A 16,749-nucleotide genomic window follows, 5' to 3' on the forward strand; every position below is an offset into this window, starting at 1 on the left:
GGCCGGCGCCGGCCATCGCCGGATGCCCCTGGGAACAGACGGCGAGTCGTCCGTCGGGCGCGGCGACCAGGCTGCCGGCGCCCTTCAGCACCACCACCGCCTGGTAGCGACGCGCCAGTTCCAGCGCCGCCGCCGGACGATCCGCCTGCACCTCGGCGGTCGAGCGACCCAACAGGCGCGCGGCCTCGCCGGGATGCGGCGTCAGAATCCATGTCTGCGGCCCTGCTCCGACCGGTTCCAGGGCCAGCAGGTTCAACGCGTCGGCATCCCAGACCTGCGGCAACGGTCGCGACCGGACAGCGCTCAGCAGGCTGCGACCCCAGGCGCGCTGGCCAAGCCCGGGACCGAGCACCAGCACGCTGGCGCGTTCGGCAAGGGCCAGCAGTTGGTTCGCCGACGCCACGCCATGGGCCATGACCTCGGGACAACGGCCCAGCAACGCCGGCACATGTTCGACGCGGGTCGCCGCCGAGACCAGCCCGGCGCCGCAGCGCAGGGCGCTTTCCGCGGCCAGTAGCACGGCCCCGCCCATGCCGGTGTCGCCGCCGACCACCAGCAGGTGGCCGAACAGCCCCTTGTGTGCGGTCCGCGGCCGCGCTGCCAGCCTCGGCAGGGCATTTCGCGCCAGGCGGCGAGCCCGGGGCTGGAGCGCTTGCAGCACGACGGCGTCGCTACCGAGTTCGTCGAACACCAGCTCGCCGACCCGTGCCGGCGCCTCGCCAGTGAACAGCCCGATCTTCAGGCCGATGAAAGTCACTGTCAGATCCGCCCTGATCGCTTCCCCCAATACCGCGCCGGTGTCGGCGCTCAAGCCGGAAGGAATATCCACCGCCAGCACCGGCGGGTCGGCGGCGTTGGCCAGGCGGATGGCCTGCGCAAAGGGCTCGCGCACGGCACCTGCCAGGCCGGTGCCGAGCAATGCATCCACTACTACGCCCTCGAGCACGGCGCACTCGCTCCAGGGCTCCACCACGACCCCGGTCGCCAGCGCGGCGGCATGCGCCTGCGCCGCGTCGCCGGCAAGCCGCTGCGGCGCCGCGACCGCCAGCACCCGCACTCGCCAACCCGCACGTTGCGCCAGCGCCGCGATCAGGTAGCCGTCGCCGGCATTGTTGCCGTGCCCGGCGAGCACCGTCAGCGCCGCGGCCTCCGGCCAACGGCGGCGCAAGGCACGCCAGGCGGCGTGGGCGGCGCGCTGCATGAGTTCGAAGCCCGGCGTGCCGGCAGCGATCAGGCGCGCATCCAGGTCGCGCACCTGGGCGGCGGAATAGAGGGCGAGTGGCAGGTCGTCGTGCTGGAAGGTCATGGTCATCGGATCGATTCGGCGTCAGGCGCGCAGTCTGGCAGAATTATACCTATCCCATTTCGCTTTCCCTCGTCTTCGTTGCCTCCCATGACTCCCCAACCTCTGGCCGACAACCTTTCCCCGCCGGACCCCGCCCGCCTCGCCCAGTCCATCAAGGACTGGGGCCGCGAGCTGGGGTTCCAGCAGGTCGGTATCAGCGACGTCGAGCTGGGCGAGCACGAAGCGCACCTGCAGCGCTGGCTGGAGGCCGGCTACCACGGCGAGATGGACTACATGGCGGCGCACGGCAGCAAGCGCTCGCGACCTGCCGAGCTGGTTCCCGGCACGCTGCGGGTGATCTCCCTGCGCATGGATTACCTGCCCGGCGACACGCGCATGGCGCAGGTCCTCGCGACACCGGAAAAAGCCTACGTCTCGCGCTACGCCCTCGGCCGCGACTACCACAAGCTGATCCGCAAGCGTCTGCAACAACTGGCCGAGCGCATCCAGGCCGAAGTCGGCCCGTTCGGTTTCCGCGCCTTCGTCGACAGCGCGCCGGTGCTGGAAAAGGCCATCGCCGAACAGGCCGGCCTCGGCTGGATCGGCAAGAACACGCTGGTGCTCAACCGCAAGGCCGGCAGCTACTTCTTCCTCGGCGAGCTGTTCGTCGACATGCCGCTACCCGTCGACCCGGCGATGGACAGCGAGCATTGCGGACGCTGCTCGGCCTGCCTGGACATCTGCCCGACCGCGGCCTTCGTCGGCCCCTACCGGCTGGACGCGCGACGCTGCATCTCCTACCTGACCATCGAGTACAAGGGCGCGATTCCGCTGGAGCTGCGGCCACTGATCGGCAACCGGGTATTCGGCTGCGACGACTGCCAGATCGTCTGCCCATGGAATCGCTTCGCCCGCCCCACCGGGCAGGGCGACTTTCAGCCGCGCCACAGCCTGGACAACGCCGAACTCGCCGAACTGTTCCTCTGGAGCGAGGAGGAGTTCCTCGGCCGCACCGAGGGTTCGCCGCTGCGCCGCGCCGGCTACGAGCGCTGGTTGCGCAACCTGGCGGTGGGGCTGGGCAACGCGCCCTCGACCATCCCTGTACTGGAGGCGCTGAAGGCGCGCCGCGGGTTCCCTTCGGAGCTGGTCCGCGAGCACGTGGAATGGGCCCTGCGGCGCCACGGGGAAACCTAGCCCGGCCGGCGCCTGCCGCCCGGCCCGGACGGATCAGAGCTTGATGAAGTGGTCGCGATAGTGGCGCAGCTCGGCGATCGACTCGCGGATATCGTCCAGCGCCAGGTGGGTGTTGCCCTTCTTGAAGCTCTCGCGGACCTGCGGCGCCCAGCGCGCAGCCAGCTCCTTGAGGGTGGAGACGTCGAGGTTGCGGTAGTGGAAGTAGCCTTCCAGCCTGGGCATGTGCCTATAGAGGAAGCGGCGGTCCTGGCAGATGCTGTTGCCGCAGATCGGCGAGCTGCGCTTGGGCACCCACTGCTCGAGGAAGGCCAGGGTCTGCGCCTCGGCCTCGGCCATGCTCACGGTACTTTCCCGGACCCTCTGGGTCAGGCCGGATTGGCCGTGCTGGCGGGTATTCCACTCGTCCATGCCGGCGAGGACTTCCTCTGGCTGGTGGATGGCGATCACCGGTCCTTCGGCCAGGGTGTTGAGGTCACTGTCGGTGACGATGGTGGCCATCTCGATGATGACGTCCCGGTCCGGATCGAGGCCGGTCATCTCCAGGTCGATCCAGATAAGGTTCTGCGGGTTCTGCATGGGGAGTCGCTCCAGTCGCTATGCCGTGCATTCTAGCGTGGAACGCCGCCGCGCGAATGATGGCGGCGCGCCCATGTTAAACTCGTCGCCGATTTTTCATGCGGACGCATCATGGCCAAACGCCACTTGACCCGCCGGCAGAGCTGGCGCATCGAAAAGATCCAGGAAGAACGCGCGGCCCGGGCGGCCCGTCGCGAGTCGCGTGCCGTGGACGAGCTGGAAGGCGGCGACCTGGGACCGGAGCAGACCGGCCAGGTGATCGCTCATTTCGGGGTTCAGGTAGAGGTCGAGTCCGCCGACGGCCAGGTTTCCCGCTGTCACCTGCGCGCCAACCTGCCGGCACTGGTGACCGGCGACCAGGTGGTCTGGCGTGCCGGCAACCAGGGCATCGGCGTGATCGTCGCGCAATTGCCACGTCGCTCCGAGCTGTGCCGCCCGGACATGCGCGGGCTGCTCAAGCCGGTGGCGGCCAACGTCGACCGCATCGTCATCGTCTTCGCCCCGCGTCCCGAACCGCACGCCAACCTGATCGACCGTTACCTGATCGCCGCCGAACATGCCGGCATCCAGCCGTTGCTGCTGCTGAACAAGGCCGACCTGGTCGACGAGAGCAATGCCGAAGGCATCGATGCGCTGCTGAATGTCTACCGCACCCTGGGTTACCCGCTGATCGAGGTGTCGGCCTTCAATGGCCTGGCGATGGACGAACTGCGCGGCGCGCTGGACGCTCACGTGAGCGTCTTCGTCGGGCAGTCCGGGGTGGGCAAGTCGTCGCTGGTGAATGCCTTGTTGCCAGGTGTCGACACCCGTGTCGGCGACCTCTCCACGGTGACCGGCAAGGGCACCCATACCACCACCACCGCGCGACTGTTCCATTTTCCCGGCGGCGGCGACCTGATCGACTCGCCCGGCATCCGTGAGTTCGGCCTGGGGCACGTGTCGCGAGACGACGTCGAGGCCGGTTTCATCGAGTTCCGCGACCTGCTCGGGCATTGCCGCTTCCGCGACTGCAAGCACGACCGCGAACCAGGTTGCGCCCTGCTCCAGGCCCTGGAGGACGGGCGCATCATGCCGCAACGCATGGCCAGCTACCGGCACATTCTGGCAAGCATGCCGGAAACGGACTACTGAACCTCAGTCGCCCTTGATCTGCTCCAGCTTCAGGCTGCCGCCGTCGTCGAACAGGTTGAGCTTCTTCTGCACCTCGTCCGCCGGTAGCGAAGGTTGCGCGCCCGCCGCCGGTGCCTCGGCAGCCGGCTTCGGCTGCTCGCCCGGGGCAGCCGAGGGGGCGCTGGCTTCGGGAGCGCCGGTCTCGCCTTCGATGGCCTTCTGCGCCTTGCGGGTCAGGACCACGATGTCGATCCGCCGGTTCACCGGGTTCAGCGGGTCCTTGTCGTCGAACAGGCGTGCCGAAGCATAGCCGACAACCTGGGCGATCTGCCCTTCCGGATAGCCGCCGGCGACCAGCGCACGGCGCGCGGCGTTGGCGCGATTGGCCGATAGCTCCCAGTTGCCGAAGTCGCCGTTGCCGGCATAGGGCTTGGCGTCGGTGTGGCCGCTGATGCTGATCTTGTTCGGCACCTGGCGGATGGTCTCGGCCATGGCCAGCAGGATGTCCTCGAAATACGGCTGCAGGCGCGCGCTGCCGAGGTCGAACATCGGCCGGTTGGCGGCGTCGACGATCTGGATGCGCAGGCCGTCGCGGGTGATCTCGAAGTGGATCTGGTCCTTGAAGTCCTTGAGCATCGGATTTTCGTCGACCTTGTTCTGCAACTCCTGCAGCAGCAGCGCCAGGCGCTCTCGCTCAACCTGCTCGGCGAGGTTCTCGGCCTGGTCGGCGTTGACCTGATGGTCCTGCTCGGGGCTGATCCGGCTTTCGTTGGAGTCCGGCTGGGCCTGGACCTGCGGATTGAGGGTCTTGTCCGGCGCCGGCGTCGGCGTGCCGCCGAGGTCGATGACGTAGGGGCTGGCACTTTCGCTGAAACCGATGGGGTCCTGGAAGTATCCGGAAATCGCCTTCTTCTGCTCCGGGGTGGCCGAAGACAGCAGCCAGAGCACCAGGAAGAACGCCATCATCGCCGTCGCGAAGTCGGCGAAGGCGATCTTCCACGAGCCGCCGTGGTGGCCGGCGGCATAGCGCTTGACGCGCTTGACGATGATCGGCTGGTTATTGTCCATCTATCGACAGTGCCTCCACTCAGCGGCCACGCACGGCCTGCTCGAGCTCGGCGAAGGTCGGCCGATGGGCGGGCAGCAGCACCTTGCGGCCGAACTCGACGGCCAGCGAAGGCGGCATGCCGGAAGCGGAAGCGACCAGGCAGGCCTTGATCGCTTCGAACATGTTCAACTCTTCCTTGGCATCGTGCTCCAGCGCGACGGCCAGCGGGCCGACGAAGCCGTAGGCGGCGAGAATCCCGAGGAAGGTACCCACCAGGGCGGCGGCGACGTGGTGGCCGATCTCCGCCTGGCTGCCTTCGCCAAGCAACGCCATGGTGATGACGATGCCGAGTACCGCGGCGACGATACCGAAGCCCGGCAGGGCGTCGGCGACCTTGGTCACTGCGTGGGACGGATGCTCCAGGTCCTCCTTGAGACTGGACAGCTCCATGTCGAACAGGCCTTCCAGCTCGTGCGGCGCCATGTTGCCGGAGGACATGATGCGCAGGTAGTCGCAGACATAGGCGGTCATCCGTTCGTCCTTCAGCACGCCGGGGTACTTGCTGAAGATGGGACTGGCCGCGGGGTCCTCGATGTCCGCCTCGATCGCCATCATCCCTTCGCGCCGGCTCTTGTTGAGGATCTCGTAGAGCATGCCCAGCACCTCGAGGTAGTAGGTCTGGGTAAAGCGGTTGCTGAACATCTTCGGCGCTTTCTTCAGCACCACCATGAACGTGCTGCCCGGGTTGGCCTGGAGGAACGCCCCCAGTGCCGCACCGCCGATGATCAGGACCTCGAAGGGCTGGATGATGGCGCCGATCTTGCCGCCGGAGAGCAGGAAGCCCCCGAGGACACTGGCGAAAACGACGATGATGCCGATGATTTTTGACATGAGGACCGGACGTGCGAAATGAACAGGATAAGGAGGGGGACTGCTAGGCTCCCTCTTGTTATCGGTTGCTAGCCGCAAGACTATAGTCCGAATACTCGAAAAGCCAGTTCGCCGCCTCGCCGACACCGAGCCCGACACCCATGACAGACCGCCTCGCCGCCTGGCTCGAAGAGCTCGACCGGCAACCCCTGCCGATCCCCGCCAGCCACTATGCCGGCCTGCACGCCGCGCTGAGCGACAGCCGCCGCTCGCTGCGCGAGATCGCCGACCAGTTGCAGGGCAGCCCGACGCTGGCGTTGTCCATCCTGCGCGAGGCCAATCGCGCCGAGAGCGCCCGCGACAACCCCGCGGAAAGCCTGGAGGTGGCCCTCAGCCGCCTCGGCCTGGCGCGCGCGAGCCAACTTCTGAAGACCCTGCCGAGCATCCAGGATGCGGAGATGCCCAGGGTCCTCGGGCAGATGCTGCTGATCAGCCAGCACGCCATGCAGCAGGCCAGCGGCCTGTTCGGCGCGCGCCTGGCCAGGCTCTGGCAGGAAATCCACTGGGGCAGCCTGCTGACCATGGCTCCGGTCTGGGCGCTGGCCAACGCCCGCCCGCAGCTGCTGGAGCAATGGCAGCAACGCGTGCTGGTACAGGGCGAACCGACCCTGCGAGTGGAGCGCGAACTGCTCGGCATGCGCCTGCTGCCGATCTGCCTGGCGCTGGCCGAACGCTGGCGGCTACCGCAGTGGGTCATCCAGGGCTATCGCCTGCTCGCCTGCGACCGTCGCCTGCTGGTTCGAGCCTTGCGTATCGCCCGCGACCATCAGTCGCCCCTGCTCCAGCAACAGCAACTCGATGCCCAGCCCGATCTCGCCCGCTGGCTGACCCAGCCGGCCAACTGCACTCTCCTCGCCAATGGCCTGGCCATCGCCGCGCACCAGAGCTGGGACGGGCCGCACATGCTGCGCTGGCAGCGCCTGACCGGCCTGTACCTGGGCCAGCCGCTGACCGAAGTCCAGCAGCAGGTGCACATGCTCGCCGCGCAAAGCGCGCGCCTGCACGCCCGGCCGCCGCTGTGGCATCCGGCGGTGGCCTTGATCTGGCCCTGGCAGGCCAGCCGCTGGCGTGCCGAAGCGGCGCCCCCGCCGCCGCCCTCGGCGGAAGCCCTGGCCGAGTGGCGGCAGCATTGCGCCGAGTTGCTCCGCGAGCCCAGCCCGTTCAGCAACGTCGTGCAGCTCACCGCCTGTGCCCGCGATGCGCTGCGCGCCTGCGGCCTGCAAAGGATGCTGCTGCTGGTGGCCGATCGCACCCAGGTACACGTGCTGGCGCAGCAGAGCGCCGGACTCGAACCGGGCCAGGAGAAATTGCAACTGGAGATTGCCAGCAGCCCGCTGCTGAAGAAACTGTTCCAGCAGCCTGCCCTGCTGCGCATCGGCCCGAACAACCAGGACCAGTTGCTGCCGGCCCTCGGCGAACCCTTGCGCCAACTGTTCCCCGGACCTCACCTGCTGCTGCGCTCGCTGGGCAACGGCTCGCGGGTGGTGATGCTGGTCCTGGCCGACCTCGGCGGCCAGCCGTTCAGCGACCTGCATGCCCAGGCCTTCGCCAAGACCGCCCAGTGCACCGAGCGCGCGATCCAGCAGTTCGGCCGCCAGCGCCGCACGGAATGAGGGACATGCCCGGCACACTGGTCGGGCGCGCTTTCCGTTAAACTGCTGCCCTTCTTCAACCCGGGGGTACTCGCATGTCCGTCTTCTCCGACCTGCCATTGGTGATCGAGCCCAGCGACCTCGCGCCGCGCCTGGGCGCGCCCGAGCTGATCCTGGTCGACCTGACCAGTGCCGCCCGATACGCCGAAGGGCATATCCCCGGCGCGCGTTTCGTCGACCCCAAACGCACCCAGTGGGGACAACCCCCGGCACCCGGCCTGCTACCGGCCAAGGCCGACCTGGAAGCCCTGTTCGGCGAGCTGGGCCACCGCCCGGAGGCGACCTACGTGGTCTACGACGACGAAGGCGGCGGCTGGGCGGGCCGCTTCATCTGGCTGCTGGACGTGATCGGCCACCACCGCTACCACTATCTCAACGGCGGCCTGCCGGCCTGGATCGCCGACGCCCAGGCTCTCGACCGCGAGGTCCCGGCGCCTGTCGGCGGCCCGCTGCCGCTGACGTTGCACGACGAGCCCAGCGCGACCCGCGAATACCTGCAAAGCCGCCTCGGCGCCGCCGACCTGGCGGTATGGGATGCGCGCAACCCCAGCGAATACGCCGGTACCAAGGTGCTCGCCGCGAAGGCCGGGCATGTGCCCGGCGCGATCAATTTCGAATGGACCGCCGGCATGGACCCGGCTCGCGCCCTGCGCATCCGCGCGGATATCGCCGAAGTCCTGGAGGACCTCGGCATCACGCCGGACAAGGAAGTGATCACCCACTGCCAGACCCACCATCGCTCCGGCTTCACCTACCTGGTGGCCAAGGCGCTGGGCTACCCGCGGGTCAAAGGCTACGCCGGCTCCTGGTCGGAATGGGGCAACCACCCCGATACCCCTGTAGAGGTTTGAGGAATGTCGTTCAAAGATCGTCTGTTCATCTGCAGCCAGTACCTGCTGCCGCACCACCTGCTGTCCCGGCTGATCGGCTTCGCCGCCGACTGCCGGGCGACCTGGTTCAAGGACCGCCTGATCGCCTGGTTCGCCCGGCGCTACCAGGTCGACATGCGCGAAGCACAGGTCGAGGACCTGCAGGCCTATGAACATTTCAATGCCTTCTTCACCCGCGCCCTGAAGGATGGCGCCCGCCCGCTGGCCCAGGAGCCCGGCGCGGTGCTCTGCCCGGCCGATGGCGCGATCAGCCAGCTCGGCCCGATCGAGCACGGGCGGATCTTCCAGGCCAAAGGCCACAGCTACAGCCTGGCCGAACTGCTCGGCGGCGACGCCGAACTGGCCGCGCCCTTCATGGGCGGCGACTTCGCCACCGTCTACCTGTCCCCCCGGGACTACCACCGCGTGCACATGCCGCTGGCCGGCACCCTGCGCGAGATGGTCTACGTTCCCGGCCGGCTGTTCTCGGTGAACCAGACCACCGCGGAAAACGTTCCCGAGCTGTTCGCCCGCAACGAGCGGGTGGTCTGCCTGTTCGACACCGAGCGCGGTCCGATGGCCGTGGTGCTGGTGGGCGCGATGATCGTGGCCTCCATCGAAACCGTCTGGGCCGGCCTGGTTACGCCGCCGAAGCGCGAACTGAAGACCTTCCGCTACGACGAAGCCGCCCGTGCGCCGATCCGCCTGGAAAAAGGCGCCGAGCTCGGTCGCTTCAAGCTGGGCTCCACCGCCATCGTCCTGTTCGGCCCGCAGCAGGTCGCGTTCAACGACGGCCTCGGGGCAGCGAGCCCGGTGCGCATGGGCGAATGCCTGGCCCTGCCGAAACAGTCCTGACCTCGCCGGGACGGAGCGCCCCGAGCGTCTCCGTCCCATCTCTCCCCGCCGCCGGGACCTCCCGGCGGGATCGTGGCGTCCGAAGGCTGCGGGTCCATTTCGATGCTGCTAGAGTTCGGAAAGGTCCTATCGAGCCTGTGCCGACCCCCTCGGTCAGGAAAGCGGACTGCCGCACAGTTCCTGTCCTGGCCACGACGATGAACCCGCCTCCCGTGTTAAGAAAGAGGAGGCGCAGCCGCGGCGATCGGAAGTCCGGCACCTCTCCGGGGCTTCACCCCCCCGTAGAGCCTTTTCAGTAGCGGAGCCGTCTAACCCCCCATGGAAAACCAGAGCCCCCACCTCTCGTTGCGCGTCCCCACTCCGACGCAGCAGAACCTGAGCTTCTGCGACGCCACCCCGAAGGACATCAAGTACTGGCTGGCGCACCTGCCCAAGGCCAACCTCGGGGAAACCGCGCGCCAGCTCTACCAGGGCCTGATCGAACTCAACCAGTTGGTGCTGCCCGTCGAGGCCCGCCTGCAACTGCTCGAACTGTTCCGTCCAGAGGTGCATTTCGTCTGCGCCCACCTGGAACGGCACTTCCTCAACCAGGCCATCGTCCTCGACGAACGGCCGCGCAAGATCGCCAACCTCTGCCAGGCCCTGCAGAACCACCTGGCCATCGGCTACAAGCTGATCGTGGTCCAGGAAGCGCCGCGCAACAGCCGCGACCGCGCGCAGTTGCTCGCGGTCGGTATCCAGCGGGCGATCCGCAGCCTGTGCGGCCCGCTGATCCGTGCCAGCCAGTTGTACTGCCCGGTCCCCGAGGGGCTTTGGCTGGAACTCCACCAGCTGTACCAGTTGGCCAGCCAGCGCGGTGTGCATCGTCTCGCGGTGCGCGACGAACTGGCCAAGCACACCCCCGGCCTGAGCGTCGAGCAGGCCTACCTGATACCGCTGCTGCTCGGCTGCGCGCGCTGCAACCAGATGCGCCAGAACAACATTGCACGGCTCGCCGAGGTGCTCGAACCCTGGAGCCAATTGCTGTCGATACAGAGCGCGGCGCTGCCCGGCTCGCTGTTCATCGCCGTGCCGCAGATCGACGGCCCGCCGCGCTACCGCTCGCTGTACCCGGAGACCCAACTGGCCAATGCCCTGGGCATCGACACCCAGCCGCTGGTCGAACTGATCCGCGAATACCTGCTGCAGCCCGAGGCCGAGCGCGCGAAGGCGCGCCTGCCGCTGATCGAAGGGGTGACCCTGGACCTGCTGCAACATCTCTCCTCGGCCTGGGGTGACATCGCCGAACGTACCTTCCAGCGCACCCAGGGCCAGGGCCAGTTGACCCTGTGCATCGGCATGAGCGCCCTGCACTACTTCCTCGCCGGGCGCCGCCCGTTCAACGAGGTCCTGCAGATCCAGGAAGCGCCCGAGGCGCCTCGCTTCAAGGCCGACGTCCAGGACGCCTGGGCCGGCGCCTTCGATGCGCAGAAGGTCACCGACTGGCAGCCCGGCATGCCGCTGGAGGAAATCGAGTACCGGCCGCACCAGTCGCCCCGCGGTGGGCAGCCCGATCACCCGCAGGCCCACGCACAGACTGACGCCACCGAGGACTATCCGACCTACGCCCTGCCCATCGTCAACCACAGCCCCGGCGGTTATTGCCTGAGCTGGCCAAAGGAGGTGCCCGCCCAACTGCAGGCGGGCGAACTGGTCGGCCTGCAGGACCTTCCCGGCCAGGCGTGGAGCATCGCGGTGGTGCGCTGGATCCGCCAGGTGCGCAATGGCGGCACGCAGATGGGCATCGAGATGATCGCCCCGGCGGCGCAGCCCTGCGGCCTGCAACTGCTGCGCAAGACCGAGCAGAGCAGCCACTACCTGCGCGCCCTGCTGCTGCCGGAAATCGCCGCGATCTCGCGGCCGGCGACGGTGATCACCCCGCGCCTACCGTTCCAGGAGGGCAGCCGGGTGCAGATCAACCTGCACGGCGAGGAGCGGCGCGCGGTGCTGAATCGCCGGCAGGCCTCGACCGGCAGCTTCAGCCAGTTCGAATACCGCTCGGCGGAACCGGTGAACACCCCGAGCGATAAGCCGGTCACAGCGCCAGTGGCCCGGCCGCCTGCGGGGGAGGAAGATTTTGACTCGCTCTGGAAGTCTCTGTAGATTGCCCCGACACCTCCATTCGCCGTCTTTTCGCGCCCGCCCGGACGCGGACTGAGCCCTTTCCATGGCCATCGAAAAGAAAACCATCCGCCTGCTGATTCTGGAAGACTCGCAGAACGAAGCCGAACGCCTGGTCAGTCTGTTCCGCAATGCCGGCCACGCGACCCGCGTACATCGACTGACCTCTCCCGAGGACCTCGCCGAGACCCTCCAGCAAAGCTGGGACCTGCTGATCGCCGCGCCGACCAGCGAGTGTCTCGAGCCCGGCGAGGCGCTCGCCACCTTGCGCCGCCAGTCGCGCGACATCCCGTTCATCCAGCTGGTGGCCGACAACAGCTCCGACGCCATCACCGACGCCTTGATGCTCGGCGCCCAGGACGCCCTGCCGCAAGGCGAGGACGAGCGCCTGGTGCTGGTCGCCAACCGCGAGCTGGCCGGCCTCGCCGAACGCCGCGCGCGCCGCGCCGCCGAACTGGCCCTGCGCGAGGCGGAAAAACGCTGCCAGTTGCTGCTCGACAGCTCGGTCGACGCCATCACCTACGTCCACGACGGCATGCACATCTACGCCAACCGCTCCTACATGGCGCTGTTCGGCTACGAGGACGCCGAGGAACTGGAAGGCCTGCCGGTCATCGACCTGATCGCCTCCTGCGACCAGGGCGCCTTCAAGGATTTCCTCAAGGGCTACCAGAACGACCAGCGCCAGACCGAACTGGTTTGCACCGGGGTCAAGCTCGACGGCCAGGAATTCAAGGCGCGCATCAGCCTCTCCGCCGCCACCTACGACGGCGAACCCTGCATCCAGGTGGTGATCCGCGGCGAGGTCGACAACGCCGAACTGGAAGAAAAGCTCCGCGAAGTCAGCAGCCAGGACCCGGTCACCGGACTCTACAACCGCAGCCACTTCCTCGACCTGATGGATGCCGCCGTGCAGCAGGCGGTGACCGCCCGCAAGCCGTCGACCCTGGCCTATATCCATCTCAACGGCTACCCCTCGCTCCAGGCCGACCACGGGCTTTCCGGGATCGACCTGCTGCTCGGCCAGTTGGCCGGACTGATGCGCGAACAGTTCGGCGAGGAAGCCGACCTGGCGCGTTTCGGCGATTCGATCTTCGCCGCCCTGTTCAAGGGCAAGACTCCCGAGCAGGCGCAAGCGGCACTGCAACGACTGCTGAAGAAAGTCGAGAACCACCTTTTCGAGCTGAACGGCCGCAGCGCCCAGGCCACCCTCAGCATCGGCGTCGCCGGTCTCGACGAGAAGACCGCCAAGGCCCAGGACGTGATGAACCGTGCGCATCGCTGCGCCGATGACGCGGCACGCAAGGGCGGGTCGCAGATCAAGCAGTACAACCCGGCGGAAGAGCTTGCCGCCGCCGCCCAGCGCGGCGACGTCATCGCGATCCTCCAGCAGGCGCTGGAGACCAACAGCTTCCGCCTGCTGTTCCAGCCAGTCATCAGCCTGCGCGGCGACAGCCACGAGAACTACGAGGTGCTCCTGCGCCTGCTCAATCCGCAGGGCCAGGAAGTGCCGCCGGCGGAGTTCCTGCATGCCGCCAAGGAAGCCGGGCTGGCGGAGAAGATCGACCGCTGGGTGATCCTCAACTCGATCAAGCTGCTCGCCGAGCATCGCGCCAAGGGGCACCAGACCAAGCTGTTCGTCCACCTGTCCAGCGCCAGTCTGCAAGACCCCGGCCTGCTGCCCTGGCTCGGGGTGGCGCTGAAGGCCGCGCGCCTGCCGCCGGAGTCGCTGGTGTTCCAGATCAGCGAAGCCGACGCCACCAGCTATCTGAAGCAGGCCAAGCAACTGACCCAGGGCCTGGCCACCCTGCATTGCCAGGCGGCGATCAGCCAGTTCGGCTGCTCGCTGAATCCGTTCAACGCGCTGAAGCACCTGACCGTGCAATTCATCAAGATCGATGGCTCCTTCGTCCAGGACCTCAACCAGGTGGAAAACCAGGAGATCCTCAAGGGCCTGATCGCCGAACTGCACGAACAGCAGAAGCTCAGCATCGTCCCCTTCGTCGAGAGCGCCAGCGTCCTCGCCACCCTGTGGCAAGCCGGCGCCACCTACATCCAGGGCTACTACCTGCAGGGGCCGAGCCAGGCGATGGACTACGACTTCTCCTCGGGAGACGAATGAAGAACGGGCGCCCTGGGCGCCCGTTGCTTTTCCGCTCTACCGACCTGGTTCGTGGCTGCCGGGCCGGCAAGAGGCGCCCGCCGGCCTCAGGCTCGCCCTTCGCGGTCGCGGTAGCCGAGCAGGTAGAGGATGCCGTCCAGGCCCAGGGTCGAGATCGCCTGCTTGGCCGACTGCTTGACCAGCGGCTTGGCGCGGAACGCCACGCCCAGGCCGGCCAGGCCGAGCATCGGCAGGTCGTTGGCGCCGTCGCCGACGGCGATGGTCTGCTCCAGGCTCAGACCTTCCTTCGCCGCCAGTTCGCGCAGCAGGTCGGCCTTGCGCTGGGCATCGACGATCGGCTCGACCGCCACCCCGGTGACCTTGCCGTCGACGATCTGCAACTCGTTGGCGAACACGTAGTCGATCCCCAGCTTCGCCTGCAATTGACGGGCGAAATAGGTGAAGCCGCCGGACAGGATGGCGGTCTTGTAACCCAGGCGCTTGAGTTCGGCGAACAGGGTTTCAGCACCCTCGGTCAGACGCAGCGAGGCGCCGATCTCCTCCAGTACGTCTTCCGACAGTCCCTGCAGCAGCGCCAGGCGCTCCTTGAAGCTGGCGCGGAAGTCCAGTTCACCGCGCATCGCCCGTTCGGTGATCGCGGCGACCTTCTCGCCGACGCCGGCGGCCTTGGCCAGTTCGTCGATGACTTCCGCCTCGATCAGCGTCGAATCCATGTCGAACACCGCCAGCCGGCGATTGCGGCGGAACACGCTGTCCTGCTGGAAAGCGATGTCGACGTTCAATTCCTGGGCGACGCTGAGGAATTCCGCACGCAGCGCCGCCGGATCGGCCGGTTCGCCGCGTACCGAGAACTCGATGCAGCCCTTGCCCTGGTCGGCGGGCATGTCCAGCGGCATGCGCCCGGAGAGACGGTCGATGTGGTCGATGTTCAGCGCGTACTTGGCGGTGATCGAGCTGACCCTCTGCAGTTGCTCGGCAGTCACCCGGCGGGTGAGCAGGGTCACGATGTGCCGCGCCTTGCCCTGGCCGTCGACCCATTGCCGGTAGTCCTCTTCCGAGACCGGGGTGAAGCGCACCTGCTGGTCCAGCTTGTAGGCGGTGAACAGCACGTCCTTGAGGACCGAGGAACCGGCTTCGGTATCCGGGATTTCCACCAGGATGCCGAACGACAGGGTGTCGTGGATCACCGCCTGGCCGATGTCGAGGATGTTCACCCCGCCCTGGGCCAGTACGCCGGTGATGGCCGCGGTGAGACCGGGGCGGTCTTCCCCGGTGATGTTGATCAGGACAATTTCGCGCAAGGCGTAAGCTCCGCCAGGTAAAAGACGCCATTCTACCCGCTTTCCCGCACACCCGAGAGACGCAGAGCCGGGCATTTGCCATCACCACCGGTCGGAACCGGCCGGGAAAACCCGCGAAACCGCCGCGCGGCGGCCTGGAAAGCGCGTCAACGGCCCTTTGCCCCTCGGGGGGCGCTGGTTATACTGCGCGATACCTCTATTTCAGAAGACCGAGCCCCCTGTGACCCGGCCCACGTCCGTCAAGCCCGACAATTTCTTCCTCCTGCTGTTTCGTGCCTTGCGCCAGCGCCGCGTCCCGATCGCCCTGCGGCTCGCCAGCCATAGCCTGATCCTGGTGGCCCTGGCCCTGCTGATCTACGCCTGGGTCATGGGCATGCAGTTTCGCCAGGCCATGCAGCAGCAGGCCGATGCCCTGGGCCAGAGCCTGATCACCCAGACCGCCGCGTCCGCCACCGAGTTGCTGGTGTCCAACGACATCCTCAGCCTCAACGTGCTGCTGAACAACCTGGTGAAGAACCCGCTGGTGGCCCATGCGGCGATCTACAGCGTCGACCAGCGCATCCTCGCCGAGGCCGGCAGCCGTCCGAAGCAGAGCCTGCTCGGCGCCACCGAAGGCCTGTACTCGACGCCGATCACCTTCCAGGAAGTGATCGCCGGGCACCTGCGCATCAGCCTGGACATGCAGCAGTTCCAGCAGCCGATGATGATCAGCCTGCAGAGCATGGGCCTGATCAGCCTGATCCTGCTGATCCTCGCCCTGTATTTCAGTCTGCGCCTGGGGCGGCAGATTTCCACACCCTTGTTGCAATTGCGTGTCTGGTTGCGCGATCCGGACAATCCGGCCCCCGGCGCCGAACTGCAGAACGAGCTGGGCGACCTGGCGCGCGACCTGGAAGAGCGCCTGGTGCCGGAGAAGCCGCCGGCGCCGGAGCCGGAAGAAGCACCGCTGCCGCAGAACTTCGACGACATCCTGCTGGAAGACGACGAAGCCGACCTGCGCAGCCGCAAGGTCGAGGCCTCGGCCTTCGAGGAAGACGACATTCCGCTGGGCGACGCCCTGCTGGACGAGACCAAGCCGGTGGAATTCACCTCCATCGACGAAGACCCGCTGGACCAGGACGCCTTCGACGAGAACGGAGCCGAAGCCGGGGACCAGCCCGCGGCGCCCGCCGCTGCGCGCGAACCGCAACACAGTGCGGTGCTGGCGATCCAGCTCGGCGCCCAGGAACAGTTGCGCCGGTTGCCGCGCAGCCGCCTGGTGGACCTCCTGCAACGCTATCGCGACTGCCTGGAACAGGCCGCCCGCCAGTACAAGGGCAGCCTGCACACGCTCAGCGACGGCGGCAGCCTGATTCTCTTCCACAGCCGCGACAACCGCGCCGACTACCTGACCAACGCGCTCTGCTGCGGTGAACTGATGCGCGCGCTCGGCCATGCCCTACAGATCGAGGTCGCCGACAGCGGCATCACCTTGCAGTTGCAACTGGGCCTGAGCCTCGGCGAAGACCTCAGCGAACAGACCCAGGCCGACCTGCTGCTCAACGAAACCGTGCAGAACGCCCTCGCCCTCAACCAGCACAGCCGCAACCTGCTGCTGGTCGAACGCAGCATCGCCGACGACGCGGTGGTCCGCGAGCGCGCCCGTAT

General features: G+C 67.5%; 13 protein-coding genes. 8 read left to right on the plus strand and 5 right to left on the minus strand.

What is annotated here, in order from left to right:
- A partial coding sequence (locus FFS27_RS13245; RefSeq protein WP_137952055.1) for an NAD(P)H-hydrate dehydratase occupies positions 1 to 1,312 on the minus strand: 1,312 nt, incomplete at its 3' end.
- Positions 1,313 to 1,393: 81 nt separating this feature from the next.
- On the opposite strand from FFS27_RS13245, the gene queG reads away from it, so the two are divergent.
- Complete coding sequence (gene queG / locus FFS27_RS13250; protein ID WP_003110324.1) at positions 1,394 to 2,479, plus strand: tRNA epoxyqueuosine(34) reductase QueG; 1,086 nt, start codon at positions 1,394 to 1,396, stop codon at positions 2,477 to 2,479.
- Positions 2,480 to 2,512: 33 nt separating this feature from the next.
- Here the strand turns inward: queG and orn are convergent, their stop codons facing one another.
- Positions 2,513 to 3,055: an oligoribonuclease gene (orn, locus tag FFS27_RS13255; protein WP_003157127.1), complete on the minus strand. Its 543-nt coding sequence runs from the start codon at positions 3,053 to 3,055 to the stop codon at positions 2,513 to 2,515.
- Positions 3,056 to 3,166: 111 nt separating this feature from the next.
- Here orn and rsgA point away from each other — a divergent pair, with 111 nt between their 5' ends.
- A complete protein-coding gene (gene rsgA, locus FFS27_RS13260; RefSeq protein ID WP_003095672.1) occupies positions 3,167 to 4,186 on the plus strand; it encodes a small ribosomal subunit biogenesis GTPase RsgA in 1,020 nt (339 codons plus the stop codon).
- A 3-nt stretch (positions 4,187 to 4,189) separates the two neighbouring features.
- On the opposite strand, the gene motB is transcribed toward rsgA, so the two are convergent.
- Both motB and motA read right to left on the minus strand, forming a co-directional pair.
- The gene (gene motB / locus FFS27_RS13265) at positions 4,190 to 5,233 is read right to left on the minus strand and encodes a flagellar motor protein MotB (protein WP_137952056.1); all 1,044 of its coding nucleotides are present in this window, start codon (positions 5,231 to 5,233) and stop codon (positions 4,190 to 4,192) included.
- A 19-nt stretch (positions 5,234 to 5,252) separates the two neighbouring features.
- On the minus strand, positions 5,253 to 6,104 hold the full coding sequence (gene motA / locus FFS27_RS13270) for a flagellar motor stator protein MotA (RefSeq protein WP_003095674.1): 852 nt from the start codon (positions 6,102 to 6,104) through the stop codon (positions 5,253 to 5,255).
- 140 nt (positions 6,105 to 6,244) lie between these two features.
- On the opposite strand from motA, the gene FFS27_RS13275 reads away from it, so the two are divergent.
- From FFS27_RS13275 to fimX, 5 genes are all read left to right on the plus strand, one after another.
- The gene (locus FFS27_RS13275; RefSeq protein ID WP_003102046.1) at positions 6,245 to 7,756 is read left to right on the plus strand and encodes an HDOD domain-containing protein; all 1,512 of its coding nucleotides are present in this window, start codon (positions 6,245 to 6,247) and stop codon (positions 7,754 to 7,756) included.
- Between the two features lie 74 nt (positions 7,757 to 7,830).
- Positions 7,831 to 8,646, plus strand: coding sequence for a thiosulfate sulfurtransferase (rhdA, locus tag FFS27_RS13280; RefSeq protein WP_003102047.1), 816 nt, complete (start codon positions 7,831 to 7,833; stop codon positions 8,644 to 8,646).
- Positions 8,647 to 8,649: 3 nt separating this feature from the next.
- A complete protein-coding gene (gene asd, locus FFS27_RS13285) occupies positions 8,650 to 9,519 on the plus strand; it encodes an archaetidylserine decarboxylase (protein WP_003095677.1) in 870 nt (289 codons plus the stop codon).
- A 318-nt stretch (positions 9,520 to 9,837) separates the two neighbouring features.
- On the plus strand, positions 9,838 to 11,661 hold the full coding sequence (gene fimW / locus FFS27_RS13295; RefSeq protein WP_003095679.1) for a cyclic-di-GMP receptor FimW: 1,824 nt from the start codon (positions 9,838 to 9,840) through the stop codon (positions 11,659 to 11,661).
- A gap of 64 nt (positions 11,662 to 11,725) precedes the next feature.
- Positions 11,726 to 13,801 carry a cyclic di-GMP-binding protein FimX gene (fimX, locus tag FFS27_RS13300; protein ID WP_003095680.1) on the plus strand — a complete coding sequence of 692 codons (2,076 nt, stop codon included), beginning with the start codon at positions 11,726 to 11,728 and terminating at the stop codon, positions 13,799 to 13,801.
- Positions 13,802 to 13,887: 86 nt separating this feature from the next.
- On the opposite strand, the gene serB is transcribed toward fimX, so the two are convergent.
- Positions 13,888 to 15,102 (minus strand): phosphoserine phosphatase SerB, encoded by a 1,215-nt coding sequence (serB, locus tag FFS27_RS13305; protein WP_003095681.1) that lies wholly within the window; start codon positions 15,100 to 15,102, stop codon positions 13,888 to 13,890.
- 220 nt (positions 15,103 to 15,322) lie between these two features.
- On the opposite strand from serB, the gene FFS27_RS13310 reads away from it, so the two are divergent.
- The coding region (locus FFS27_RS13310; protein WP_134606160.1) for an AhpA/YtjB family protein at positions 15,323 to 16,749 on the plus strand (1,427 nt) is incomplete at its 3' end.

Origin of the sequence: Pseudomonas sp. 2VD, from assembly GCF_005503585.1 — a bacterium.
Classification (GTDB): Bacteria; Pseudomonadota; Gammaproteobacteria; order Pseudomonadales; family Pseudomonadaceae; genus Pseudomonas; species Pseudomonas aeruginosa.